The sequence below is a fragment of the Micromonospora sp. CA-248089 genome, from assembly GCF_050948515.1.
Classification (GTDB): domain Bacteria; phylum Actinomycetota; class Actinomycetes; order Mycobacteriales; family Micromonosporaceae; genus Micromonospora.
The window spans coordinates 4,738,547-4,762,603 of the sequence record NZ_CP192016.1 but is presented as its reverse complement, the minus strand read 5'-3'; the positions used below and the strand labels follow the sequence as shown (position 1 = coordinate 4,762,603).

At 71.7% G+C, this 24,057-nt stretch carries 27 protein-coding genes; 16 read left to right on the top strand and 11 right to left on the bottom strand.

Annotation, left to right across the window (positions count from 1 at the left end; translation table 11 throughout):
* Position 1 precedes the first annotated feature (1 nt).
* Together ACQP26_RS22235 and ACQP26_RS22230 are read left to right on the top strand one after the other, a co-directional pair.
* On the top strand, positions 2–802 hold the full coding sequence (locus tag ACQP26_RS22235; protein WP_433496181.1) for an ABC transporter permease: 801 nt from the start codon (positions 2–4) through the stop codon (positions 800–802).
* Positions 799–1,785, top strand: coding sequence for an ABC transporter ATP-binding protein (locus ACQP26_RS22230; protein ID WP_433493889.1), 987 nt, complete (start codon positions 799–801; stop codon positions 1,783–1,785). Before ACQP26_RS22235 ends, ACQP26_RS22230 begins: the two co-directional genes overlap by 4 nt.
* On the opposite strand, the gene ACQP26_RS22225 is transcribed toward ACQP26_RS22230, so the two are convergent.
* Entirely contained in the window at positions 1,769–2,329 is a 561-nt protein-coding gene (locus tag ACQP26_RS22225; RefSeq protein WP_269704813.1) for a helix-turn-helix domain-containing protein, read from the bottom strand. The genes ACQP26_RS22230 and ACQP26_RS22225 overlap by 17 nt on opposite strands.
* Positions 2,330–2,396: 67 nt before the next feature.
* Here ACQP26_RS22225 and ACQP26_RS22220 point away from each other — a divergent pair, with 67 nt between their 5' ends.
* Together ACQP26_RS22220 and ACQP26_RS22215 are read left to right on the top strand one after the other, a co-directional pair.
* On the top strand, positions 2,397–3,242 hold the full coding sequence (locus ACQP26_RS22220) for an AzlC family ABC transporter permease (RefSeq protein ID WP_433493888.1): 846 nt from the start codon (positions 2,397–2,399) through the stop codon (positions 3,240–3,242).
* Entirely contained in the window at positions 3,236–3,544 is a 309-nt protein-coding gene (locus tag ACQP26_RS22215) for an AzlD domain-containing protein (RefSeq protein ID WP_269704815.1), read from the top strand. Before ACQP26_RS22220 ends, ACQP26_RS22215 begins: the two co-directional genes overlap by 7 nt.
* Before the next feature lie 68 nt (positions 3,545–3,612).
* Here ACQP26_RS22215 and ACQP26_RS22210 read toward each other — a convergent pair whose 3' ends face one another.
* From ACQP26_RS22210 to nadA, 3 genes are all read right to left on the bottom strand, one after another.
* On the bottom strand, positions 3,613–4,221 hold the full coding sequence (locus tag ACQP26_RS22210; RefSeq protein ID WP_269704816.1) for a DUF3043 domain-containing protein: 609 nt from the start codon (positions 4,219–4,221) through the stop codon (positions 3,613–3,615).
* Between the two features lie 79 nt (positions 4,222–4,300).
* On the bottom strand, positions 4,301–5,656 hold the full coding sequence (gene murA / locus ACQP26_RS22205) for a UDP-N-acetylglucosamine 1-carboxyvinyltransferase (RefSeq protein WP_332367314.1): 1,356 nt from the start codon (positions 5,654–5,656) through the stop codon (positions 4,301–4,303).
* Positions 5,657–5,870: 214 nt separating this feature from the next.
* The gene (gene nadA / locus ACQP26_RS22200) at positions 5,871–7,046 is read right to left on the bottom strand and encodes a quinolinate synthase NadA (protein ID WP_269704818.1); all 1,176 of its coding nucleotides are present in this window, start codon (positions 7,044–7,046) and stop codon (positions 5,871–5,873) included.
* A 43-nt stretch (positions 7,047–7,089) separates the two neighbouring features.
* Between nadA and ACQP26_RS22195 the strand changes: the two genes are divergently transcribed.
* The 4 genes from ACQP26_RS22195 (at position 7,090) to ACQP26_RS22180 (ending at position 10,450) form a co-directional block, all read left to right on the top strand.
* On the top strand, positions 7,090–8,250 hold the full coding sequence (locus ACQP26_RS22195) for a glycerate kinase family protein (RefSeq protein ID WP_433493887.1): 1,161 nt from the start codon (positions 7,090–7,092) through the stop codon (positions 8,248–8,250).
* 140 nt (positions 8,251–8,390) lie between these two features.
* Positions 8,391–8,759, top strand: coding sequence for an iron-sulfur cluster insertion protein ErpA (erpA, locus tag ACQP26_RS22190; RefSeq protein WP_269704820.1), 369 nt, complete (start codon positions 8,391–8,393; stop codon positions 8,757–8,759).
* Between the two features lie 177 nt (positions 8,760–8,936).
* A complete protein-coding gene (locus tag ACQP26_RS22185) occupies positions 8,937–9,911 on the top strand; it encodes a carbohydrate kinase family protein (RefSeq protein WP_269704821.1) in 975 nt (324 codons plus the stop codon).
* On the top strand, positions 9,908–10,450 hold the full coding sequence (locus tag ACQP26_RS22180) for an AAA family ATPase (protein WP_269704822.1): 543 nt from the start codon (positions 9,908–9,910) through the stop codon (positions 10,448–10,450). Before ACQP26_RS22185 ends, ACQP26_RS22180 begins: the two co-directional genes overlap by 4 nt.
* A 59-nt stretch (positions 10,451–10,509) precedes the next feature.
* Here the strand turns inward: ACQP26_RS22180 and ACQP26_RS22175 are convergent, their stop codons facing one another.
* Both ACQP26_RS22175 and ACQP26_RS22170 read right to left on the bottom strand, forming a co-directional pair.
* Positions 10,510–10,737, bottom strand: coding sequence for a sulfurtransferase TusA family protein (locus tag ACQP26_RS22175; protein ID WP_318334996.1), 228 nt, complete (start codon positions 10,735–10,737; stop codon positions 10,510–10,512).
* Positions 10,734–11,885: a cysteine desulfurase family protein gene (locus ACQP26_RS22170; RefSeq protein WP_433493886.1), complete on the bottom strand. Its 1,152-nt coding sequence runs from the start codon at positions 11,883–11,885 to the stop codon at positions 10,734–10,736. The genes ACQP26_RS22175 and ACQP26_RS22170 overlap by 4 nt, the downstream gene beginning before the upstream one ends.
* 171 nt (positions 11,886–12,056) lie before the next feature.
* Between ACQP26_RS22170 and ctaC the strand changes: the two genes are divergently transcribed.
* From ctaC to ACQP26_RS22155, 3 genes are all read left to right on the top strand, one after another.
* Positions 12,057–13,028 carry an aa3-type cytochrome oxidase subunit II gene (gene ctaC, locus ACQP26_RS22165; RefSeq protein WP_269704825.1) on the top strand — a complete coding sequence of 324 codons (972 nt, stop codon included), beginning with the start codon at positions 12,057–12,059 and terminating at the stop codon, positions 13,026–13,028.
* A 10-nt stretch (positions 13,029–13,038) separates the two neighbouring features.
* The gene (locus tag ACQP26_RS22160) at positions 13,039–13,467 is read left to right on the top strand and encodes a cytochrome c oxidase subunit 4 (RefSeq protein ID WP_433493885.1); all 429 of its coding nucleotides are present in this window, start codon (positions 13,039–13,041) and stop codon (positions 13,465–13,467) included.
* A gap of 404 nt (positions 13,468–13,871) precedes the next feature.
* On the top strand, positions 13,872–15,056 hold the full coding sequence (locus ACQP26_RS22155) for a DDE-type integrase/transposase/recombinase (RefSeq protein WP_433493339.1): 1,185 nt from the start codon (positions 13,872–13,874) through the stop codon (positions 15,054–15,056).
* Between the two features lie 411 nt (positions 15,057–15,467).
* Here the strand turns inward: ACQP26_RS22155 and ACQP26_RS22150 are convergent, their stop codons facing one another.
* The 4 genes from ACQP26_RS22150 to ACQP26_RS22135 form a co-directional block, all read right to left on the bottom strand.
* Complete coding sequence (locus ACQP26_RS22150) at positions 15,468–15,677, bottom strand: hypothetical protein (RefSeq protein WP_269704826.1); 210 nt, start codon at positions 15,675–15,677, stop codon at positions 15,468–15,470.
* Between the two features lie 154 nt (positions 15,678–15,831).
* Entirely contained in the window at positions 15,832–16,878 is a 1,047-nt protein-coding gene (gene trpD / locus ACQP26_RS22145; RefSeq protein WP_433493884.1) for an anthranilate phosphoribosyltransferase, read from the bottom strand.
* Positions 16,879–16,958: 80 nt separating this feature from the next.
* Positions 16,959–17,357 (bottom strand): hypothetical protein, encoded by a 399-nt coding sequence (locus ACQP26_RS22140; protein WP_091421042.1) that lies wholly within the window; start codon positions 17,355–17,357, stop codon positions 16,959–16,961.
* A gap of 104 nt (positions 17,358–17,461) precedes the next feature.
* Positions 17,462–18,415 carry a cytochrome c oxidase assembly protein gene (locus tag ACQP26_RS22135; protein ID WP_433493883.1) on the bottom strand — a complete coding sequence of 318 codons (954 nt, stop codon included), beginning with the start codon at positions 18,413–18,415 and terminating at the stop codon, positions 17,462–17,464.
* Between the two features lie 108 nt (positions 18,416–18,523).
* Here ACQP26_RS22135 and ctaE point away from each other — a divergent pair, with 108 nt between their 5' ends.
* From ctaE to ACQP26_RS22110, 5 genes are all read left to right on the top strand, one after another.
* A complete protein-coding gene (gene ctaE, locus ACQP26_RS22130; RefSeq protein ID WP_269704828.1) occupies positions 18,524–19,123 on the top strand; it encodes an aa3-type cytochrome oxidase subunit III in 600 nt (199 codons plus the stop codon).
* Positions 19,124–19,195: 72 nt separating this feature from the next.
* On the top strand, positions 19,196–20,029 hold the full coding sequence (gene qcrC, locus ACQP26_RS22125) for a cytochrome bc1 complex diheme cytochrome c subunit (RefSeq protein WP_269704829.1): 834 nt from the start codon (positions 19,196–19,198) through the stop codon (positions 20,027–20,029).
* Between the two features lie 67 nt (positions 20,030–20,096).
* Entirely contained in the window at positions 20,097–21,185 is a 1,089-nt protein-coding gene (gene qcrA, locus ACQP26_RS22120; protein ID WP_269704830.1) for a cytochrome bc1 complex Rieske iron-sulfur subunit, read from the top strand.
* Positions 21,182–22,813 carry a cytochrome bc1 complex cytochrome b subunit gene (qcrB, locus tag ACQP26_RS22115; RefSeq protein ID WP_281577148.1) on the top strand — a complete coding sequence of 544 codons (1,632 nt, stop codon included), beginning with the start codon at positions 21,182–21,184 and terminating at the stop codon, positions 22,811–22,813. The genes qcrA and qcrB overlap by 4 nt, the downstream gene beginning before the upstream one ends.
* A gap of 210 nt (positions 22,814–23,023) precedes the next feature.
* Positions 23,024–23,692 carry a DUF4142 domain-containing protein gene (locus ACQP26_RS22110; RefSeq protein WP_433493882.1) on the top strand — a complete coding sequence of 223 codons (669 nt, stop codon included), beginning with the start codon at positions 23,024–23,026 and terminating at the stop codon, positions 23,690–23,692.
* Between the two features lie 61 nt (positions 23,693–23,753).
* Here the strand turns inward: ACQP26_RS22110 and ACQP26_RS22105 are convergent, their stop codons facing one another.
* Entirely contained in the window at positions 23,754–24,041 is a 288-nt protein-coding gene (locus ACQP26_RS22105) for an Lrp/AsnC family transcriptional regulator (protein ID WP_269704832.1), read from the bottom strand.
* Positions 24,042–24,057: the final 16 nt, after the last annotated feature.

Below are 24,057 nucleotides of genomic sequence, written 5' to 3'. Positions count from 1 at the left end.
TCTGGCTGAACTGCGCGCGTACCGGGCGTTGCTCGGTGCGCAGGCGCGCTCGCAGGCCGCGTACCGCACCTCGTTCGTGGTGGACCTGGTCGGCAACGTGGGCGCCACCGTGTTCGACGTGGTCACCGTCCTGGTGATCTTCGGCGTGACGCGGGAGCTGGGCGGGTTCACGCTGCGCGAGACGCTCGTCGTGGTCGGCCTGTCGTCGTGCGGCTTCGCCACCGCCGACCTGCTGGTCGGCAACATCGAACGGCTTCCCCGGTACGTGCGCACCGGCCTCTTCGACGCCGTGCTGGTACGCCCGCTCGGGGCGCTGCCGCAGCTGCTGCTGATGGACCTGCCGCTGCGCAAGCTGTCCCGGGCCGTGTTCGGGCTCGCCGTGCTGCTGTTCGCGCTGGCCTCGGCGGGGATCGACTGGACACCGGCCCGGGTGGCGCTGGCAGTGGTCGCCCCGCTGGCGGCAGTGGTCTTCTTCGGCTCGGTCTTCGTGCTGACCGCCACCGTGTCGTTCTACTGGGTCGACTCGGGCGAGCTGGCGAACGCGGTCACCTACGGCGGGCGGGACTTCACCTCGTACCCGGTCACCGTGTACGGCGGGTGGTTCCGCGCGCTGTTCGCGTACGGGATGGGGTTCGCCTTCGTCAGCTACCACCCGGCGCTGGCGCTGCTGGGCCGCGCCGACCCGCTCGGCCTGCCGCAGTGGGCGGGCTGGGCCGCGCCGGGCGTCGCGGTGGTCGCCGCGGCGCTGGCCGCCCTGGCCTGGCGCGTCGGGGTCCGTCACTACCGGAGTACGGGGTCATGAGCGTCATCGAGATGGACGGTCTGCGCAAGGAGTTCACGGTCCGGGTAAAGGCCGGGCCGCTGCGTCGGGAGAAGCGGACGGTGACCGCCGTCGACGGGGTGGACCTGCGGGTGGAGCGCGGCGAGATGCTCGGCTACATCGGCCCGAACGGCGCCGGGAAGTCGACCACGCTGAAGATGCTGACCGGCGTGCTGACGCCGTCGGCGGGGCGGGCCCGGGTGTGCGGGCTGCGCCCGGTGGCCGACCGGACCCGGTTGGCGCTGCGCATCGGGGTGGTGTTCGGGCAGCGCTCGCAGCTCTGGTGGGACCTGCCGCTGCGGGACTCGTTCGACCTGCTGCGGCACGTCTACCGGGTGCCGTCCGGCGAGCACGCGGCCCGGCTGGCCCGCTGCCGGGACCTGCTCGACCTGGACGGGTTCCTGGACACCCCGGTCCGGCAGCTCTCGCTGGGTCAGCGGATGCGCGGCGAGCTGACCGCGGCGCTGCTGCACGGCCCGGAGGTGCTGTTCCTGGACGAGCCGACGATCGGCCTGGACGTGGTCAGCAAGCAGGCGGTACGCGGCTTCCTGGCCGAGCTGGGCCGGGCCGGGGACACCACGCTCGTGCTCACCACGCACGACCTGGCCGACATCGAGCGGTTGTGCCGGCGGCTCGTGGTGATCGACCACGGGCGGGTGGTGCACGACGGGTCGATCGCGGAGCTGCACCGCCGGTACGGCTCGCGCCGGATGGTGGTCGCCGAGCTGGACGCGGCGCTGCCCGAGCCGCCGGTGCTGCCCGGCGCGCCGGTGCAGCGGGTGGAGGCGGACGGGCGGCGGCTGGTCTTCGCGCTGGAACGGGCGAGCGTGGCCGAGGTGGTGGCCGGGCTGGCCGGCCTGACCACGCTGCGGGACATCTCGATCGTGGAGCCGGACATCGAGGAGGTGGTGACGCGGCTCTACCGCGCCCCGGCCGGGCCGTCCGCCGTCACGGGTGCTCCATGACGAGTACGGCGAACGTGCCCGGGGCCAGCGCCTCGTAGCGGTGCGGGGTGTCGCCCGGGAAGGTGGCGTAGTCGCCCGGTTCCAGCTCGACCAGGTCGGTCTCGGGGCCGACGCGCATCCGGCCGGCGGCGACGACGACGTGCTCGACGCTGCGCGGGGTGTGCGCCTCGGCGGTCCGTACCGCGCCGGGTTCCAGCTCCATCACGTAGACGTCCCGCCGGGCGTGCGGCGCTCCGGCGGCGAGCAGGGTGGCGGAGAAGTCGGCGTGCTCGGACCGGATCCGCGGCCCCTGCCCGGCCCGTACCACCCGGACGGCGGCGGTGGGCGGTTCGACCAGGCGGCTGAACGGTACGTCGAGCGCCACGCCGAGCGCCCAGAGCGTCTCGACGCTGGGGTTGCCGGACCCGGACTCCAGCTGGGACAGGGTGGACTTGGCGATCCCGGCGCGGCGGGCCAGCTCGGTGAGCGACAGGCCCGCCCGTTCGCGCTCGCGGCGCAGCGCGGCGGCGATGGTGGCGAGTGGGGGAGCGGGGTCGATCGCCATGTGTTCGCTCCATCGGTCGTTTTGTTCGGTTTGACGAACCAGCGGGCTCCCGTTCAGGATAATGGACATGCGTACGGCATACCGAACGGGCGACGCCCGGGTGCTCCGCGACGTCGCCGCCATCGGCGCGGCGATGCTCGCCGTGGGCGCGTCGTTCGGTGCCGTGGCGGTGGCCGCCGGCCTACCCGTCTGGGCCACGCTCGCCATGTCCGCGGTCGTCTACGCCGGTGGCGCCCAGTTCATGGCCGTGGGCCTCGTCGCGGTCGGCAGCCCGCTCGCGGCGGTCTTCGCCGGCCTGCTCCTCAACGCCCGGCACCTGCCGTTCGGCTTGGCCCTCGGTGGCGCGCTCGGCACCCGCCGCTGGCAGCGGCTGCTCGGCAGCCACCTGATGACCGACGAGGCGACCGCGTTCGCGCTGGCCCGCCCGGCCGGTCCGCAGCGGCGGCGGGCGTTCTGGCTGGCCGGGGTGCTGCTGTTCCTGGCCTGGAACGCCGGTACCGCGCTCGGCGTGCTGGCCGGCGGCGCGGCCGGTGACCCGGCCGCACTGGGACTCGACGCCGCCTTTCCGGCCGGGCTGGCCGCCCTGCTGCTGCCCAGCCTGCGCGACCGGGAGACGCGCCGGGTGGCGCTCCTCGGCGCCGGCCTCGCCGTGCTGGCGACACCGCTGCTGCCGGCCGGGCTGCCGGTGCTGCTCGCGCTCGCCGCGCTGGCCCTGCCGCTGCTGGCCCGCCGCCGCTCACCCATCCCGCCGGGCGACCCGGACGCCGCGCCGGATGGTGACCCCGGCCGCGTGCGCGACGGCGGCTCGGTCGCCGTGCCGGCCGGTTCCGGCGCTGCGCCGGACGGCATCGGCGGACCGATGGACGCCGGTGGGGCGAGGCGTCAGGTGAGCGCCGGGGAGGGCTCGTGCTGATCGCCGTGATCCTCGCCCTGGCCGCCGGCACCTACGGCTTCCGGGTCGCCGGGGTGCTGCTGCGGGACCGGCTGGACCTGCCCGAGTGGGCCCGGCACCTGTTGCCGGTCGGCGCCGCCACGCTGCTGGCCGCGCTCGCCGCCACCGCGGCGCTCACCGAGGCCGGTGGCTTCGCCGGTTACGCCCGGCCCGCCGGGGTGCTGGTCGGCCTGGTGCTCGCCTGGCGGCGGGCGCCGTTCGTGCTGGTCGTGGTCGCGGCGGCGGCCACCACCGCGGTGCTGCGCCTGCTCGGCGTGGCCTGACACCGGCCCGGCACGAGAGCGGCCCCGCACCGCCGGGGCGGGGAGGGGCCGTTTCGGAGCCGGTCCGGTCAGACCTTGTCGCCGATGTTCACGCGGGGCGCGGGAGCGCGCATCCGGCGGAACGTGATCGACCGCATGATCGCGTAGAAGTAGAGCGAGCCGAGCTTCTCGGTGCTCTTCGGGAAGCGCTCGCGGACCAGCCGCTTGATCTTCCGGGAGATCAGGATCGAGTCGATCAGCACACCGAGGGCCAGCGCGCCCCAGAGCACGTTCGACAGCAGCCGCACGATCGGCGGCATGGCCTGGTTGGAGCCGAACAGCACGATCAGCGCGCCACCGAAGAACCAGGTGCCGATCGTCCGCCGGGAGTCGACCACGTTACGGGCCAGCAGCCGCTCGGGGCCCCGGTCACGCGGGCCGCCCTCGCGGCGGAACTCGGCGGCGGCCTCGGCGCGCGCGGCGCGGCGCTGCGCGCGGGCCTCCTCCTTGGTCAGCGGCTTGGCCGGCGCGGTCGGCCGGCGGCCGGCGACCGGGCGCTTCGGCGTGACCTGCCCGAGTTCCTTCTTGCTGGGCGTGTAGCCCCGGGGGCGGGCGGCGGCGGACTCCTCGTCGGTCGTCACCGTGGTGACGGACTCCTCGACGAGGTCGGCGGACTTGCGGCGAAACAGCGACGGCACGCGGCAAGGGTAGCCAACCGGCCGCGCCCGGTGCACATCACGGGTGCACCGGGCGCGGACGGTCGGCTGAACGGGACGGTCAGGGACGCTCGACGTGCGCGCCGAGGTCGGCCAGCTTGGCCTCGAAGTCCTCGTAGCCGCGGTTGATCAGGTCCACGCCGTACACCCGGGAGGTGCCCTCGGCGGCGAGCGCCGCGATCAGGTGGCTGAACCCGGCCCGCAGGTCCGGGATGACCAGGTCGGCCGCGTGCAGCTTGCTCGGCCCGGCGATGACCGCGGAGTGCTTGAAGTTGCGCCGGCCGAAGCGGCACGGGGTGCCGCCGAGGCAGTCCCGGTAGACCTGGATGTTGGCGCCCATCGTGTTCAGCGCCTCGGTGTAGCCCAGCCGCTGCTCGTAGACCGTCTCGTGGACGATCGACAGGCCCCGGGCCTGGGTGAGCGCGACCACCAGCGGCTGCTGCCAGTCGGTCATGAAACCGGGGTGCACGTCGGTCTCCAGCGCGACCGCGTTCAGCTCGCCGCCCGGGTGCCAGAACCGGATGCCGCCCTCCTGGCCCGGGCTGCCGCCGCGCGGCGGACGCAGGTCGGTGACCTCGTACTCGCCGCCGACCGACCGGAAGATGTTCAGGAAGGTCATCATGTCGGCCTGCTGGGCGCCCAGCACCTCGACGTGCCCGCGGGTGGCCAGCGCCGCCGCCGCCCAGCTGGCCGCCTCGATCCGGTCCGGGATCGGCCGGTGGGTGTAGCCGTGCAGCTTCTTGACGCCCTGGATCTCGATCACCCGGTCGGTGTGGACCTTGATGATCGCGCCCATCTTCTGCAGCACGCAGATGAGGTCGATGATCTCCGGCTCGACGGCCGCGTTGCGCAGCTCGGTGACGCCCTCGGCCATCACCGCGGTGAGCAGCACCTGCTCGGTGGCGCCCACGCTCGGGTACGGCAGCGCGAACTTCGTGCCGTGCAGCCCGTTCGGCGCGGACAGGTGCAGACCCTCCGGGGTCTTCTCGACGGTGGCGCCGAACTCGCGCAGCGCCTGGAGGTGGAAGTCGATCGGGCGCGGGCCGATGTGGCAGCCGCCCAGGTCGGGGATGAAGGCGTGGCCGAGCCGGTGCAGCAGCGGGCCGCAGAACAGGATCGGGATCCGGCTGGACCCGGCGTGCACGTTGATCTGGTCGGTGCTGGCGCTCTCGACGTTCGACGGGTCGAAGACGAGCTCGCCCTCCTCGTCGCCGTCGCTGACCTTGACGCCGTGCAGGCCGAGCAGACCGCGGACCACCTCGACGTCACGGATACGCGGCACGTCGAACAACCGGCTGGGTGTGTCGCCCAGCAGGGCGGCCACCATCGCCTTGGACACCAGGTTCTTCGCGCCGCGCACGCGGATCCGCCCTTCAAGCGGAGTGCCTCCGTGTACGACCAGGACGTCGTCGGTCAACGCAACCTCCAGCGCGTTGGGTGCTGCCGTGTCTAGTGATGGGTGCACGAAGTTCATCGCTACCCGGAACGCGGTCATGGGAAAACGGGCCGCGTGTGTCGTCGCCCCGGCAGCATAGCCCTCCGTGACGGGAATGGAATCGGTCACATCGCCAGCGAGGGCACGAACCGGGGTGTCAGGCGCGTTTCCGTGCCAGCGGCGTCACCGACGGTGATCAAGCTCCCGGAAGGGCGAGCATCTGGTCCAGCGCCGACCGGGCGTGTCGGGCGGTCTCCGGATCGACGGTGATCTGGTTGACCACGCGGCCCGCGACCAGCTCCTCCAGCGCCCAGACCAGGTGCGGCAGGTCGATCCGGTTCATCGTCGAGCAGTAGCAGACCGCCCGGTCGAGGAACATGATCTGCTTGTCCGGGTGGGCCAGGGCGAGCCGGCGTACCAGGTTCAGCTCGGTGCCCACCGCCCACGCCGAGCCGGCCGGTGCCGCCTCGATGGTCCTGATGATGAACTCGGTCGAGCCGACCAGGTCGGCGGCGTTCACCACCTCGTGGCGGCACTCCGGGTGCACCAGCACGTTCACGCCCGGCACCCGCTCGCGGACGTCGTTGACGCTCTCGAGCGTGAAGCGGCCGTGCACCGAGCAGTGGCCGCGCCACAGGATCATCTTCGCGTCCCGCAGCTGCTCCGCGGTCAGCCCGCCGTTCGGCTTGTGCGGGTCGTAGAGCACGCAGTCGTCGAGCGAGAAGCCCATCTCCAGCACCGCGGTGTTGCGGCCGAGGTGCTGGTCGGGCAGGAACAGCACCTTGCGGCCCTGCTCGAAGGCCCAGTCCAGGGCCCGCTTGGCGTTCGACGAGGTGCAGACCACGCCGCCGTTGCGGCCGACGAAGCCCTTGATGTCGGCCGAGGAGTTCATGTACGTCACCGGCACGGTCTCGGCCGCGATGCCCAGGTCGGTGAGCGTGTCCCACGCGGCCTCGACCTGCGACAGCACCGCCATGTCGGCCATCGAGCAGCCGGCGGCGAGGTCGGGCAGGATCACCTTCTGCGCGTCCGAGGTGAGGATGTCCGCGCTCTCGGCCATGAAGTGCACGCCGCAGAAGACGATGTACTCCGCGTCCGGGCGGGCCGCCGCCTCCCGGGCCAGCTTGAACGAGTCGCCCGTCACGTCGGCGAACTGGATCACCTCGTCGCGCTGGTAGTGGTGGCCCAGGACGAACACCTTCGTGCCGAGCGCGGCCTTCGCGGCGGCGGCGCGGGCCACCAGGTCGGGGTCGCTCGGCGCGGGGAGATCACCCGGACACTCCACGCCACGTTCGGTGGCGGGGTCGCTGCCGCGGCCGAGGAGCAGCAGCGCCGTGGCGGTGTTGGACGGCTCAACCCAGGTCGAAGTCACGACCCCATGGTCCCACAGCGCGACCACCGCGCAGCCGTCCCCGATGTGGCCTGCCACACTGCTGCGCATGCGCGTGCTGCTCTGCCCGGACAAGTTCGCCGGCACGCTGTCGGCCCCCGACGTGGCCGCCGCCGTGGCCGACGGCTGGCGTGACGTCGCCCCCGACGACGACCTGCTGGTCCGGCCACTCGCCGACGGCGGACCGGGGTTCGTCGAGGTGCTCGCCGGGGCACTCGGCGGGCGCCGGGTGCCGGTACCCACAGTCGACCCGCTGGGCCGCCCGGCCGCCGGTGAGATCCTGCTCACCGACGACGGCACGGCGTACCTGGAGAGCGCCCAGGCGTGCGGCCTGCACCTGCTCACCGCCGCCGAACGCGACCCGAAGGCCACCACCTCGTACGGGCTGGGGCTGCTCGTCGCCGCCGCGGTCGAGGCGGGCGCGCGCACGGTGGTGGTGGGGCTGGGCGGCTCGGCCACCAACGACGGCGGCGCCGGGATGCTCGTCCCGCTCGGCGTCACGCCGCTGGACGGCGCCGGCCGGGCCCTGCCGTACGGCGGCGCGGCGCTGGCCGAGGTGGCCGCGCTCGACGGCGAGCCCCGGCTGCGCGGCGCCACACTCGTCGCCGCCACCGACGTGGACAACCCGCTGCTCGGCCTGCACGGCGCGAGCAGCGTCTTCGGCCCGCAGAAGGGCGCCGACCGGGCCGACGTGCTGCTGCTGGACGCCGCGCTGACCCGCTGGGCGGAGGTGCTGACCGACCGGCTGCCGGGCTGCCCACCCGGCCTGGGCGCGCTTCCCGGCGGCGGCGCGGCCGGTGGCCTCGGCGCCGCGGTGCTGGCGCTCGGCGGCCGGTGCGAGTCCGGCATCGGCCTGGTCACCCGCGCGGTCCGGCTGGACGCCGCGCTCGACGACGCCGACCTGGTGATCACCGGTGAGGGCTCGTTCGACCACCAGTCCCTGCGCGGCAAGGTGGTCGCCGGCGTGGCCGGGGCCGCCCGGGACCGGGGCGTGCCCTGCGTGGTGCTGGCGGGACGGGTGAGCACCGGACGGCGGGAGGCCGCCGCGGCCGGCGTGACCGAGGCGCACAGCCTGGTCGAGCACTTCGGCGGCGAGGAGCACGGGGGAGTGGACGCGGCGATGACCCGCCCGGCCGAGGGGCTGCGCGCGCTCGGCGCCCGCCTGGCGCGGCAGTGGAGCCGCTGACCGGTTCCGCTGGTCACGCCGCCGGGTGGTGACGCCGGAGGCGGCGTACGATCGAAAGACGGACCACACCGGGAATCACTGGCGGACGTGCGGCGTTGGCCAGGACGTCCGGACCTCATACCGCGCAGGGAGACTTCCACGTGACCACGCCAGCGCAGACCGAGTCGACCGAGGCCAAGGCCCCCAGCACCGTCGTCCTCACCGACGTCGCGGCGCAGAAGGTCAAGGCCCTGATCGAGCAGGAGGGCCGCGACGACCTGCGGCTCCGGGTCGCCGTGCAGCCGGGTGGCTGCTCCGGCCTGCGGTACCAGCTGTTCTTCGACGAGCGCTCGCTCGACGGTGACGTCGTCACCGACTACGACGGTGTCGAGGTCGTCGTCGACCGGATGAGCGCCCCCTACCTGACCGGCGCCACCATCGACTTCGCCGACCGGATCGACGCCCAGGGCTTCACCATCGACAACCCGAACGCGGGCAACTCCTGCGCCTGCGGCGACTCCTTCAGCTGAGTCGACGGACGACCGAAAGCGGCGGGCCGCCCCGATTGGGGCGGCCCGCCGCTTGTCGTACCCCGTGGGTGTGACGCCCGGTTGTGCGCTGATCGACCGGTTGGCCACCGACCGTCGTCCGTACGGCCCGGCGGCCGGTAGGCTGACCGCGCCGTGCTCCCGACCCCGAGGGCTGACATGAAGATCGCCGTGACCGGCTCGATCGCGACCGACCATCTGATGAGCTTCCCCGGCCGGTTCGCCGACCAACTCATCGCTGACCAGCTCGACAAGGTCTCGTTGTCCTTCCTCGTCGACGAGCTGGTGCTCCGGCGCGGCGGCACCGCGGCGAACATCGCCTTCGGCATGGCCCAGCTCGGGCTGCGCCCGGTGCTGCTGGGCGCGGTCGGCGCCGACTTCGCCGACTACCGCTCCTGGCTGGAGCGCCACGGCGTCGACTGCGACTCGGTACACGTCAGCGAGGTCGCGCACACGGCCCGCTTCGTCTGCACCACCGACACCGACATGTGTCAGATCGCCTCCTTCTACGCCGGGGCGATGAGCGAGGCCCGCAACATCGAGCTGGCCCCGGTGGCGCAGCGCCTCGGCGGGCTGGACCTGGTCCTGGTCAGCGCCAACGACCCGGCCGCGATGATCAGGCACTCCGGCGAGTGCCGGGACCGCGGCTACTCCTTCGTCGCCGACCCGTCGCAGCAGCTCGCCCGGATGGACGGCGCGGACGTGCTCGGCCTGGTCGAGGGCGCCGACTACCTGATGACGAACGAGTACGAGAAGTCGCTGCTGCAGAGCAAGGCCGGCCTGACCGACGAGCAGCTGCTGGACCAGGTCAAGGTGCGGGTCACCACGCTGGGCAAGGACGGTGTGGAGATCGCGGGCCGGGACGTCGGCACGATCCGGGTGCCGATCGCGCGGGAGATCGAGGCGGTCGACCCGACAGGTGTCGGCGACGGCTTCCGGGCCGGCTTCTTCGCCGCGCTCGACTGGGGCGTCGGCCTGGAGCGCGCGGCCCAGGTCGGCTGCCTGCTGGCCACGCTGGTGCTGGAGAACTTCGGCGGCCAGGAGTACGAGGTCCGCCGGGACCTGTTCGTGAAGCGACTCGCCGAGTCGTACGGTGACGCGGCCGCCGAGGACGTCCGGCCGCACCTGCTGTGACCGCCCCGGCCGGCGGGGTGGACCCGGAGGTCCGCCCCGGCTCCGGCGGGCCCGTGCTGGTCGCGTTCGCCGGGCTGCCGGGCGTGGGCAAGACCACGCTCGCCGCCCGGGTCGGCGCCGCGCTACGCGCCCCGGTCCTGCCGGTCGATCCGGTCGAGCGGGCCCTGCACCGCTACGGCCTGACCGGCGACGTACCCGGGATGGCCGCGTACGGCGCGGTCGCCGGGCTGGCCGAGGTGCAGCTCGGGCTCGGGCTCAGCGTGGTGGTCGACGCGGTGAACCCGGTCGCCAGCGCCCGAGGCCTCTGGCACGACGTGGCCGAACGGGCCGGCGTGCCGCTGCGGGTGATCGAGGTGCACTGCGGTGACGAGGAAGAGCACCGCCGCCGGGTCGAGGCACGCCCGCCCGAGGAGCACGGCACCTGGGAGCAGACGCTGCGCCGCCGCGCCGAGTACGAGCCGCTGATCGGCCCGCGCCTGGTGGTCGACACCGCCGTGTCGGCCGACCCGCTGCCCGGCATCCTCGCGTACCTGCGCTGAGCGCTGGGTGTTAAGAAGGGCCCCTTCCTCTACCTCAGGCGTTAACAAGGGGCCCTTCCTTACACCCGGACGTCGTAGGCGGGGCCCTCGTGCGCGGCGAGGAACTCGTGGCCGCGCATCCGGCACCACGCCGGGATGTCGACAGCCGCCGCCGGGTCGTCGGCCAGCACCCGCACCACCGCACCGGCCGGCAGACCGGGCACCAGCCGGGCGAGATTGATCACTGGTAGCGGGCAGCGCTGCCCCCGGCAGTCCAGCACCTCGTCCGGCTCGCTCCTCGCGCTCACAGGTCCGTCACCCCCGCCTCCGCCCGCAGGTCCGCCACGATCCCGGGCAGCTCGTCCAGGAACCGTTCCACGTCCGCCTCGGTGGTCTCCCGGTGCAGAGACACCCGCACGTTGCCGTGCGACAGCACCCCCATCGCCTCCAGCACGTGTGACGGGCGCAACGTCGACGACGTGCACGACGAGCCGGAGGACACCGCGAACCCGCGCCGGTCCAGCGCGTGCAGCAGCGCCTCGCCGTCGACGTACAGGCAGGAGAACGTCACCAGGTGCGGCAACCGGTCCACCGGGTCGCCGACCACCTCCACGTCCGGCACCTCGGCCGCGACCCGGGCCCGGATCCGGTCCACCAGCGGCCCCAGCCGGGCCGCCTCCGCCGCCGCGTCGGCCGCCGCCGCGCGCAGGCTCGCCGCCGCCGCGACCACCGCCGGCAGGTTCACCACCCCCGGGGTACGCCCCGACTCCCGCTCGTCGGCCGGGTACGGCGACTCCCACCGGGTGCCCTTGCGCACCACGAGCAGCCCGACGCCGGGCGGCCCGCCCCACTTGTGCGCGCTGGCGGTCAGCACAGACCAGCCCGACGGCAGCGGCGACCGGCCGGCCAGTTGCGCCGCGTCCACGTACAGCGGCACGCCCGCCTCGGCGCACAGCTGGGCCGCCGCGGGCACCGGCTGCACCGTGCCCACCTCGTGACTGGCCCCGATCAGTGCGGCGAGAGCCACGCCGGGCGCGGTCACCGCCGCCGCCCAGGCGTCCAGGTCCAGCCGGCCGAACCGGTCCACGGGTACGGACACCGCCGCGCCGCCTGAGGCCGTGTGCCGCTGCGCGGCGTGCAGCACCGCCGAGTGCTCGATCGCCGAGTGCACCAGCGTCGCCCCGGCCCGCCGCCGCCCGGCCAGGCCACCGAGCACGGCGGCGTGCGCTGCCGCCGTACCGCTGGGGGTGAAGGACAACTCGTCGGCGCGGACGCCGAGCGTCTGCGCGGCGGCCTCCCGCGCGGCGTCGAGGAGCTGACGGGCCCGGCGGGCCGGCGCGTACAGCCGGGCCGGGTCGGCCCAGCCGTCGTCCAGGGCGGCCAGCATCGCCTGCCGCGCGACCGGATGCAGCGGCGCCGCGCTGGCGGCGTCCAGGTAGACCGGGGAGACGCTCATGACGCTCCACGCTATCGCCCGGTTACGCCCAAGATCCCCCCGATGGGGGTGGACAGCGACCCCAAGACGGCCTGGCCGGTCATGGTCGAGTAATCTGCGACCGTCGGTGACGCCTTTGCCGTCGGTGTCAAAAGGAACAACCGCCGCGGCGCGCTAGGGAGGCAGGACCAGGTGGTCGCAAGGAGTTCGGAGGTACGGCGCTCGGCCGTACGGCACAGCGCTTCCCCGGGGGCCGGTGGACGCCGGCGGCGTGGTGCTGGTCGAATCGCCGGGCTCGGTCTCGGCGCGGCGGCGCTGCTTGTCTCGCTCACCGGCTGTGACGTCGGCAAGACGTTCGGCGGGTTCGGCTGGCCGCAGGGCGGCATCACGCCCGAGTCGCACCGCATGTATGACCTGTGGATCGCGTCCTGCATCGCGGCGCTCGCGGTCGGCGTGTTCGTGTGGGGCCTGATCTTCTGGTGCGTGGTCCGCTACCGCAAGCGCGGCAACGAGCTGCCGGTGCAGACCCGCTACAACCTGCCGATGGAGTTCCTCTACACCATCGCGCCGATCCTCGTGGTCTCCGTGCTCTTCTACTACACGGCGGTCGTGCAGACCGACGTGAACAAGGAGTCGAAGAACCCGGACGTCACCGTCGAGGTCGTCGCGTTCAAGTGGAACTGGCAGTTCAACTACCGCGACGGTCAGGGCCCGGAGGCCAACACCGTCGCCTCGGTGCTCGGCACCAGCGAGGTCATCCCGGTGCTGGTGCTGCCCAGCGGCCGCTCGATCCGCTTCGAGGAGACCAGCCGCGACGTCATCCACTCGTTCTGGGTGCCGGAGCTGCTGTTCAAGCGGGACGTCATGCCGGGCAACGTGCGCAACACGTTCGAGGTCTCCAGCATCGACCAGGAGGGCGCGTTCGTCGGCCGCTGCGCCGAGCTGTGCGGCAGCTACCACGCCTTCATGAACTTCGAGCTGCGGGTCGTGTCGCCGGAGAAGTACGACCAGTTCCTGGCGGCCAAGAAGGCCGGCAAGTCGACCCAGGAGGCGCTCGGCGCGATCGGTGAGGAAGAGTACGCCACCGAGACGAAGCCGTTCGACACCCGGCGCGACGTGAACAACTTCAACCCGTCCGACGCGTCGGCCGGCGCGGGAAGCTGAGGGGTTCGGCATGAAGACCGAGTGGAAGATCTTCCTGACCATCGCCACGTTCCTCCTCGGCGCGACGATCCTCTACGGCGCCTGGACGTACGGCGACAGCGGCGGTCACGTGGAGTGGATCGGCACTGTGGCGCTGCTGCTGTCCTTCCTGCTCTGCGCGATGTGCGGTGGCTTCTTCTGGTTCGTCTCCCGCCGTATCGACCTGCGCCCCGAGGACCGGCCGGACGGCGAGATCGCCGACGGCGCCGGTGAGGTCGGCTTCTTCAGCCCGGGCAGCTACTGGCCGTTCGGTCTGGCGCTGGCCGCCGCGATCGCCGGTCTCGGCCTGGTGTTCTGGCAGTTCTGGCTGCTGGGACTGGGCCTGGTGGCGGTCGTCTTCGCCACCTGCGGGCTGCTGTTCGAGTACTACTCGGGCACCCGCCGTACCGCCGAGCACTGACCCGAAGCACCGTCGCAGGCCCGCACCCCTCCCGGGGTAGCGGGCCTGCCGCGTTCCCTGCGCCTGCCTGCGGCCCCCCGCGCGCCCTCCCCTGCGCCTGCCTGCGTCGATCATGAAGTTGACGGCACCGGCGGTCCCTTTTGTCCCCGCCAACCTCATGATCACCGCCCGTCAGTTCGGCTTCTCGCTCTCCCGCTCCCCGCCGGCGCGCACCGCCCGGCTCACGCGCTCTCAGCTGTTCCATTCATCGAGAGCGCCGTTCCACCTGCCAGGACCACAAGAGATCTTGGTAGGAAAGTGCCCCTATGGGGGCTGTTCAGTCCCATGACATCTGTCAGCGTTGAAGTCCCGATACATGTGTCAGGTGGTAGGGATCTTGGGTCGGGTGGTATGTGCTGCCGGGCATGGCTTCTCGGCGGCATGTGATGAACCTGCTGGACGCGCTGCTGGCGGCGGGGGTTCGGGTGAACGCGGCCGAGTTCGCGCGTGAGCACGGGGTGTCGGTGCGCACGGTGTACCGGCACCGCGCACGTATCCGGGCCGAGGGTCAGTGGCAGGAACGATCCCGGCGTCCGCGTAGTAGTCCGCGGGTCACGCCGCCGGAGGTGGACGCGTGGATCTGCAAACTGCGTGTTGAACTGGGCCCGGACAACGGGGCGGACTTCATCCGAGACGCGTTGGGCGAGGTGCGCCGGCGCATCGGCGCGTCCTGGTCGGTGCCGTCACGCTCGACGGTCAACCGGGTGCTGGCCCGACATGACCTGCTCGTGGCTACTCCGGCTAAACGACCGCGTAGTTCGTGGCGGCGTTTCAGCTATGCCCGGCCCCGCGACTGCTATCAGATCGACGCCACCGAAGTGAAACTCGCCGACGGCCGCACGGTTGTCGTCTTCGACGTCCTGGACGACTGCACCCGCACCCTGGTCGCCTGCCACGCCGCCGCCGCGGAGACCGCCCGAGCCGCGATCACCGCGATCAGACAGGCGTTCACCGCCTACGGCGTGCCAGCCATCGTGCTCAGCGACAACGGCATCGCGTTCACCAGCCGCCGGACCCGACCCGGATCAATCTCCACCTTCGTGCAAACCCTGATCGACCACGGCGCCCGCCCGATCAACTCCAGCCCCTACCACCCACAAACCTGCGGCAAGGTCGAACGCCACCACCAAACCCTCAAAAAATGGCTGAGCACCCAACCCCCACCACAGACCCTCACCGCCCTGCAAACACTCCTGGACACCTACCGCCGCTACTACAACACCCAACGCCGCCACAGCGCCCTACCCCGCCGCACCACACCCGCCCACGCCTGGACCCACGCACCCACCCTCGGCGGACCCACCAGCACACCCCTGCAAACCGACGCCACCCTGCACCACTGCCCCGTGGCCAGCAACGGCGCCATCGCCATCGCCGGACACCGCACCAGCGTCGGCGCCACCCACGCCGGCACCACCGTCACCGCCATCCGCGACAACAACCACGTCACCATCTACCACCCCGACGGCCAACCCATCGGCCATCTCCACCTCGACCCCGACAAGAACTACATCCCCCTCACCCCCACCCCCACGATCCACAACCCATGACACATCTATCGGGACTTCCCATTGACACATGTCCCGGGACATGACAGCCCCTATGGGGGCCATTTCCTACCAAGATCTCGCGCACCGCCTGGCTCGTCCCCGTAGCGCTCGCCCTCCACGCCCGACTCCTGAGGCCTCGCGCCCACCGCCCAGCGCGCCGGCCACTGCGCGCTCCCGCGCCCGGCCGGCCCCGTTGATCAAGGAGTTCGAGGCACTTTCGCGCATCGCCGGTGACACAAACCCCTTGATCACTGCTTTAGGCGGGGAGCATGCACCACCTGACGACCCCAGGCGGTGATCAAGGAGTTTGTGTCCGCTTGGACGACCGTGGGGGACACAAACTCCTTGATCACGAGCGGCGAGCGGGTGGGCTGTCGGGCGGGGAGGGGAAGGAGGGGAGGGGAGTGGTGGTCAGGCGGCCTGGGGGTGGGACGGCCGGCGGGGTGCGCGGCGGCCGGACAGGCGCGTCGGGCGGAACGCGAACGTGGCGATCACCACTGCCGCGCCGCAACCGGTGCAGATCAGCTCCGGGCAGTCGGCGCCGTGCCCGTCACCGCACGGCGGCGCCTCGAACAGCACGACGCCCTCGCAGGTGTCACAGTGCAGCTCGCGGTCAGACACGGGTGGCTCCTCTCGCTCCGGGCACCGGTCGGGGCGGGGAGGCGCCGGCCGGTGGACCGAAAACGGATAGACCGAAAACGGATAGACCGAAGACGGAAAACAACTCCCGTGTAGTTTGGCACCCGGGTACGACAACACCCGCGCCAGGCTGCGGTCAGGCGGCCCGCGCCACCTCGAGCCAGCGCTCCAGCGCTGCCGCTGCGGCGCCCGAGTCGACCGCCTCGGCGGCCCGGTCCAGGTTGGTCCGCAGCACCGCGTACAGGTCGCCGTCGAGCGGGCCCTGGGTGGCCAGCGCGACCGCCGCGTTCACCAGCACCGCGTCGCGCACCGGGCCGGTCTCACCGGCGAGCAGGCGGCGCACCACGTCGGCGTTGTAGACCGCGTCCCCGCCGCGCAGGTCGGCCAGGGTGGCCCGGGGCACCCCGAGTTCCGTGGCGTCCAGCACGGACTCGGTCACGGTGCCCTGCTGCGCCACCCAGACCCGGGTGGGCGCGCCGGTGCTGAACTCGTCCAGGCCGTCCTCGCCGCGTACCACGATCGCCGAGTCGCCCCGGGCCGCGAAGACGGCGGCCATGACCGGGGCCATCCGCCTGTCGAAGCAGCCGACGGCGCCCGCGCGGGGTCGCGCCGGGTTGGTCAGCGGGCCGAGGAAGTTGAACGCGGTGGGTACGCCGATCTCGCGCCGGACCGGGCCGGTGTGGCGCATGCCGGGGTGGAAGCGGGCGGCGAAGCAGAAGCCGATGCCGGCCTCGGTGACGCAGCGGGCCACCTGCTCGGGCTCCAGATCCAGCGGTACGCCGAGTTGCTCCAGCACGTCGGCGGTGCCGCAGGAGGAGGAGGCGGCCCGATTGCCGTGCTTGACCACGCGGACCCCGGCCCCGGCGATCACCAGCGCCGCCATGGTGGAGATGTTCACCGTGTGGGCGAGGTCGCCGCCGGTGCCGACCACGTCCAGCGCGCTCGCGCGGACGTCTTCGGGCAGGTGCACCGGCACCGCGCGGGTCAGCATGGTCTCGACCAGGCCGCCCAGCTCGGCGGGGGTCTCGCCCTTGGTGCGCAGCGCGACGGCGAAGCCGGCGATCTGGGCCGGGGTGGCCGAGCCGGCCATGATCTCGCCCATCGCCCACGCCGTGTCGGCGGTGGAGAGCTCCTCGCCGCGCAGCAGCGCGTTGAGCAGAAGCGGCCAGGTCCGTTCGCCCATGGCGGGCCTCCCGAGCGGCGTGAGGAAAGCGGTTGGGGCACGCCACGGCCGCGTCGCCGTGGCGCGCGAAGGCCGGGGGATCAGGCCGCGGCGTGGGTGCGGCGCAGCAGCTCCGCCACGGTGCTGCCGGCCACCACCGGGTCCAGCGGGTGGGTCAGCGTGGCGTCCACCTCGGCGTACGCGGCCAGCCAGCGGTCGGCGGCGCGGGCCAGCACCACGCAGGTCGGCGGTGCGTCGTCCCGGTCGTCCTTGATCTGGCGGGCGATGCCGATGCCGCCGCCGGGGCTCGCCTCGCCGTCGAGCAGCATCAGGTCGATCTCGTAGTCGTCGACCAGCCGGATGCAGGCGTTGTACTCGTCGGCCTCGACGAACTCGATCTCGATCCCCGGTGCCGGCCGGGTGCCCACGGCGAGCCGCATCCGGTCGCGGACCTTCGGGTCGTCGCTGTAGAGCAGGACGGTGCAAAGACGATCGCTCATCGTGACGTGGCTCCCACCTCGTAGCTGCCCGCTGATCGTAGCGGTCGTCACATCCGGGCTGTCGCCCCGCCCGGTGGGGTCGGGGCGTACCCCGGAACGGGCCGTCAGGCGCTCGCCTCCGCGGCGCGCTGGCGGGCCTCCTGGCGGTCCAGCTCGCGGTCGAGCCGGCGGGCCTCGCGCTCGGACTGCTTCACCCACTGCACGACCAGGACGGCGAGCATGGTGACGCTGACGAACTCGCCGCCGGCCCACAGGATGCCGCCCGCGACCACCTGGTCGTTCCAGGGGTCGGACCAGGACAGGTTGAGCGACGGGTACCAGTCGCCGCCGAACAGCGTGGTGCTCTGCATGATGGTCAGGCCGAGGACCGTGTGGAACGGCACCGAGAGCAGCATGAGCAGCGCGCGGCCCGGGTACGGCCAGCGGCCGGGCAGCGGGTCCAGCCCGAGCAGCGGCCAGAAGAAGACGCAGCCGGTGGCGATGAAGTGCGCGTGGACCAGTTCGTGCGCCCACTCGTGGCGCAGGGTGAACTCGTAGAGGTCGGTGAAGTACAGCGCGAACGGGTTCACCACGAAGATGGCGAACGCCACAAGCGGGAAGCTGTAGATCCGGATCACCTTGCTGTGCACGATCGCGAGCAGCCGCTTGCGGGGCCGTGCCGGCAGCGTGCGCAGCGCCAGCGTCATCGGCGCGCCGAGCGCCAGGAAGATCGGCGCGATCATCGACAGCACCATGTGCTGCACCATGTGCACCGAGAGCAGGGCGGTGTCGTACGCGCCGAGACCGGTGAGCGTGACCAGGGCGATGCCGCCGAGGCCGGGGCCGAGGAACGACACGGTACGGATGACCGGCCAGCGGTCGCCGCGCAGCCGCAGCCGGTGCACCCCGTAGAGGTAGAGGCCGGCGGCCAGGACGATGCCCAGCGTGAGCCAGCTGTCCAGCCGGGTCTCGGTGAACACCCGGGTCACGGTGAACGGCGGCGGGGCGCCCTCGCCTCCCGCCGCCAGCGTCGCCGGAACAGCCGAGGTGACGGCGAGGATCTGATCGACGTGCAGCACGCTTTTCAGGGTAGGTCAGGCGAAGCGGACCACCACGATCGGGCCACGGAAGGGCCAGGTTTGGCACCCCGCTGATCGTCGGTCCCGGTCAGGGGCAATAATGACCGCGTGACTGCGGCCCCAGCCATTGACAAGAGCCGGATCCACTCCCTGACCCGACCCAACATGGTCAGCGTCGGGACGATCGTGTGGCTCTCCAGCGAACTCATGTTCTTCGCGGCGCTGTTCGCGATGTACTTCTCCATCCGCGCGGCGGCGCCGGAGCAGTGGGAGAAGCACACCGAGGTGCTGAACATCCCGTACGCGACCACGTTCACGGTGATCCTGGTGCTCTCCTCGATCACCTGCCAGATCGGCGTGTTCGCGGCCGAGCGCGGTGACGTCCACGCTCTGCGCCGGTGGTTCACGATCACCTTCGTGATGGGTCTGATCTTCGTGCTCGGTCAGCTGAACGAGTACCGGACCCTGGTGCACGAGGGCGTGAAGATCAACGAAGACGGCTACGGGTCGATGTTCTACCTCACCACCGGCTTCCACGGTCTGCACGTGACCGGCGGTCTCATCGCCTTCGTGATCTTCATGGTCCGTACCACGATGGGCCGGTTCACCCCCGCCCAGGCGACCTCGGCGATCGTCGTGTCCTACTACTGGCACTTCGTGGACGTCGTGTGGATCGGGCTCTACGCCATGATCTACTGGCTCCAGTGATCTTGGCGCGTCACGAACCGCGCCGCTGCTCCGTCCCCTGAGACAAGGTCCAACCGGTTAAGGACACAGGTCATGACTTCTGACAACGACCGCCGACGCGGTCTGCTCGCGCGGCTGCGCGGGCGGCCCGTAGCGCGCAGCAGGGGCCGCCGCCGGCTGGGTGCCGCGGTCCGGCTGTTCGCCGCGCTGATGCTGGCCGGCGGTGCCTACACCGTCTTCGCCCCCGGCGTGCAGGCGCAGGACAACCCTCCGTTGACCGCCGCAGGCAACGAGGGTAAGGCGCTGTTCGACGTGAGCTGTGTGACCTGTCACGGTCGCAACGCCCAGGGCGTCGAGGGCCGCGGTCCGAGCCTGATCGGCGTCGGATCGGCCTCGGTGGAGTTCCAGGTCAGCAGCGGTCGCATGCCGATGGCCCGGCAGGAGGCCCAGGCCATGCGCAAGCCGCCGCAGTTCACCGACGAGCAGGTGCGCCAGCTCGGGCAGTACATCCAGGAGCTCGGCGGTGGCCCGGAGGTCCCCAACGGCGACCTGCGTGAGGGCGCCAACCTGTCCACCGGTGGTGAGCTGTTCCGGATCAACTGCTCGCAGTGCCACGCCTTCGGCGGTGGCGGCGGCGCGCTGTCCTCCGGCAAGTACGCGCCGAGCCTCGCGCCGGCCAGTGACCGGCAGATCTACGCCGCGATGCTGAGCGGCCCGCAGAACATGCCGGTGTTCGGTGACAACCAGATCACGCCCGAGGAGAAGGCGGACATCATCGCCTACATCCAGGAGACGCTGAAGCACGACGGTGACCCGGGCGGCTTCAACCTGGGCCGCTACGGCCCGTCGACCGAGGGTCTCGCGATCTTCCTGGTCGGCATCGTCGCGCTGGTCTTCGCGAGCCTGTGGATCGCGGGCAAGTCGTGACCGGACGGATCAATGCTTCCAGTGCTGTGGCGCCGACCCCCGGCGTCACCCGTAGCGAGGTGACGGCATGAGCACCCACACCGAGCACCAGGCCCCGCAGGGCCCGGAGCCGCTCGACGTGAACGACCCCCGGCTCTCCCGGTTCGACATCGTCCAGGAGGGCGCGCGGCGGGACGACATCGAGATCGTCCACTACGAGCCGCAGGTGGTCCCGGGCAGCAAGGCCGAGCGCCGGCTGACCCGTACGGTCGCCCTGATGTTCCTGCTGACCGGCGTCTTCGCCACCGCCTTCCTGGTGGTCTACATCTGGTGGCCGTGGCAGTGGGAGCCGGGTCGCGGTGGCGACAAGCTCTACACGCCGCTGCTCGGCGTGACGCTCGGCCTGGCCCTGCTGGGCATCGGTTTCGGCATCCTGACCTGGGGCAAGAAGCTGCTGCCCAAGGAGGTCTCGATCCAGGACCGGCACGACCAGGCCGACGATCCGGAGGGTCGCAAGATCACCGGTGAGACCATGCTCTACCTGGCCGACGAGATGGGCGTCCGTCGCCGGCCGCTGCTCGGCATCTCCCTGCTCGCCGGCCTGGCGCCGGTGGGCGCGGTGGCCGCGGCTCCACTGATCGGTGGCCTGATCGAGCAGCCGCACAAGAACAACCAGATGTTCACCACCGGCTTCCAGCCGGGCGAGGGCGGCAAGAAGATCCGGCTGATCCGTGAGGACGGCCGCCCGATCCGCCCGGCCGACGTCAGCGTCGGCGGCCAGCTCACCGTGTTCCCGGGCATCGACGGCGGCGTGAGCAACCTGCACGCCGACTCGCCCACCCTGCTCATCCACCTGCGGGAGGACGACGCGCAGAAGTCGCGCGCCGCGAACGAGCGCAAGGGCCACGGCGACTACATGTGGGGCAACTACGTCGCGTACTCCAAGATCTGTACGCACGCCGGCTGCCCGGCCAGCCTCTACGAGCAGCAGACCAACCGCCTGCTCTGCCCCTGCCACCAGTCCCAGTTCCTCATCACCGACAACGCCAAGCCGATCTTCGGCCCGGCGAACCGGCCGCTGCCGCAGCTGCCGATCGAGGTGGACGAGGAGGGCTTCTTCGTGGCGAAGTCCGACTACACCGAGACCATCGGTCCCGACTTCTGGGAGCGGCCATGAAGCGCCGAAAGTTTGATGCAGCAGCGCTGCCGGCCAAGAGCGCGCGGGCGGTGGACGACCGCTTCCAGGTGGCCACGCCCCTGCGCAGGCTGCTGAACAAGGTCTTCCCCGACCACTGGTCGTTCCTGCTCGGCGAGATCGCGCTGTTCTCGTTCATCGTCCTGCTGCTCACCGGCGTCTTCCTGACGTTCTTCTTCGAGCCGGCGATGACCGAGGTCATCTACAACGGCAGCTACGCCCCGCTGCGGGGCACGCCGATGTCGGCCGCCTACGCCTCCAGCCTGGACATCTCCTTCGATGTCCGCGGTGGTCTGATCATGCGGCAGATGCACCACTGGTCGGCCCTGCTGTTCATGGCCGCGATCGTGGTCCACATGCTGCGGGTCTTCTTCACCGGCGCGTTCCGCAAGCCGCGTGAGACCAACTGGATCATCGGCTCGCTGCTGTTCTGGGTCGGCTTCCTGGCCGGCTTCACCGGCTACTCGCTGCCGGACGACGGCCTGTCCGGCACCGGTCTGCGGATCGCCTCCGCGATCATCCTGTCGATCCCGGTGATCGGTTCCTGGGTCAGCTCGTCGATCTTCGGCGGTGAGTTCCCCGGCACCATCATCATCAGCCGCTTCTTCATCGCCCACGTGCTGCTCGTCCCGGGCCTGCTGGTGGCGCTCATCAGCGTCCACCTCGGCCTGGTGTTCAAGCAGAAGCACACCCAGTGGCCCGGCCCCGGCCGGACCAACTCCAACGTGGTCGGCGAGCGGATGTTCCCGCGCTACGCGCTCAAGCAGGGCGGCTTCTTCATGGTCGTCTTCGGCGTGATCGCGCTGCTGGGCGGTCTGTTCCAGATCAACCCGATCTGGCTGTTCGGCCCGTACGAGGCGTGGGTGGTCTCGGCCGCCAGCCAGCCCGACTGGTACGTCATGTTCCTCGACGGCTCGACCCGGCTCATGCCGGGCTGGGAGATCAGCATCCCGATCGGCAACGGGTACGTCATTCCACCGTTGTTCTGGCCCACTGTGGTGCTACCCGGCATCCTGGTCGGCCTGTCGACGATGTACCCGTTCCTGGAGGCGCGCCGCCTCAAGGACTACAAGCACCACAACCTGCTCCAGCGGCCCCGGGACGTTCCGGCCCGGACCGCCGTGGGCGCCATGGCGCTCGCCTTCTACATCGTGCTGACCCTCTCCGGCGCCAACGACGTCATCGCGGACAAGTTCCACATCAGCCTGAACGCGATGACCTGGGCCGGCCGGATCGGCCTGCTGATCCTCCCGCCGATCGCGTACTACATCACGTACCGGATCTGCCTGGGTCTGCAGCAGCACGACCGGGAGGTGCTGGCCCACGGCGTGGAGACCGGCATCATCAAGCGGCTGCCCGACGGCCGGTTCGTCGAGGTCCACCAGCCGCTCACCTCGGCCGAGGGCCACGACGGTCACCCGCCGGCGCTGGACTACGTCGGCTGGGTGGTGCCGAAGAAGATGAACCGGCTCGGTGCCCTCGGCCCGGCGATCCGGGGCTTCTTCTACCCGATCGAGAAGCCGGCCGAGGCGCCGGTCTCGCCGGGACACCCGCCGGTCGAGGCCCGGCCGGAGCGGGAGGAGATCGGCAGCGGCGAGAGCCGTCGCTGACCCTCCCCGGTACGACTGACAGTGGCGCCCGCCGGATCATCCGGCGGGCGCCACTGCCGTTTCCGGCCCGGTCGTCCGTTTCCCTCCGGCGCACGCCGGAAGGCCGGTGCGCCGACCGCCGTCGCCCCCGACACGGACGGGTGGAATCGCAGGAATAACCCCGGTCAGCCGGGTATCCGTGCGGTCCGACGTCTCATGGGGGAGGAACGAATGTTGGGAATCAAACGCCTGGGTCTGCTGGCCGCGCTGGTGGTCGTGGGGCTGGCGCCCGCCGCCGCGGCGCAGGCGGCGGCGCAGCCGTCGACGCAGGACACGCAGTATCTGCAGGCGGTGCACCAGGTCAACCTGTTCGAGATCACCGCCGGTAACCTGGCCCAGCAGAAGGGTCAGAACCAGCAGGTCAAGGACCTGGGCAAGATGTTCGTGACGGACCACACCCAGCTGGACCAGACGGTGCAGTCGACCGCGCAGCAGCTCAACGTGCAGTTGCCGGCCGACCCGACCGCCGACCAGCAGAAGGTCCTGGACAAGCTGAACAACCTCAGCGGGGCCGAGTTCGACAAGGCGTGGGTGACCGCGCAGCTCGCCGGCCACGTCCAGGCGATCCAGGCCACCCAGACCGAGATCTCGCAGGGCTCGGAGCAGTCGGTGGTGCAGATCGCCCAGGACGCGCTGCCGGTCCTCCAGGCGCACTACGACGCGCTTGTGGCCCTGGCGCAGACCCTGGGCGTCCCGGTGCCGCAGACCAGCGCCAGCGGCACGCCCAGCCCGGGCGGCACCACGTCCCCGGGTGGCACCGAGTCGCCGGCTCCGGGCGGCACCGAGACCGAGGAGCCCGCTCCGGGCACCACGGAGCCCCCGGTGCCCAGCCAGAGCTGACGTACCGCACGGCCGACGGTGGCCGGTCCGCCCGCGAGGGTGGGCCGGCCACCGGCTCGTGTCAGTCGGCGCCGGCGAGCCCGATGGCGAACGCCGACTCCAGGTCGTGCTGCGAGTAGGCGCGGAACGCGATGTGCGACTCGGTGTTGAGCACACCCGGCACCTTCGAGATGCTGCCGGCGATGACCTGGGCGATCTGCTCGAACTCCCGCACCCGGACCACGGCGATCAGGTCGACGTGCCCGGCCACCGAGTAGACCTCGCTGACGCCGGGCAGGTTGGCCAGAGTCTCGGCCACCTCGGGAATGGAGTCGGTGGCGCAGTCGATCAGCACGATCGCGGTGATCACGGGACGTTTCTCCGTT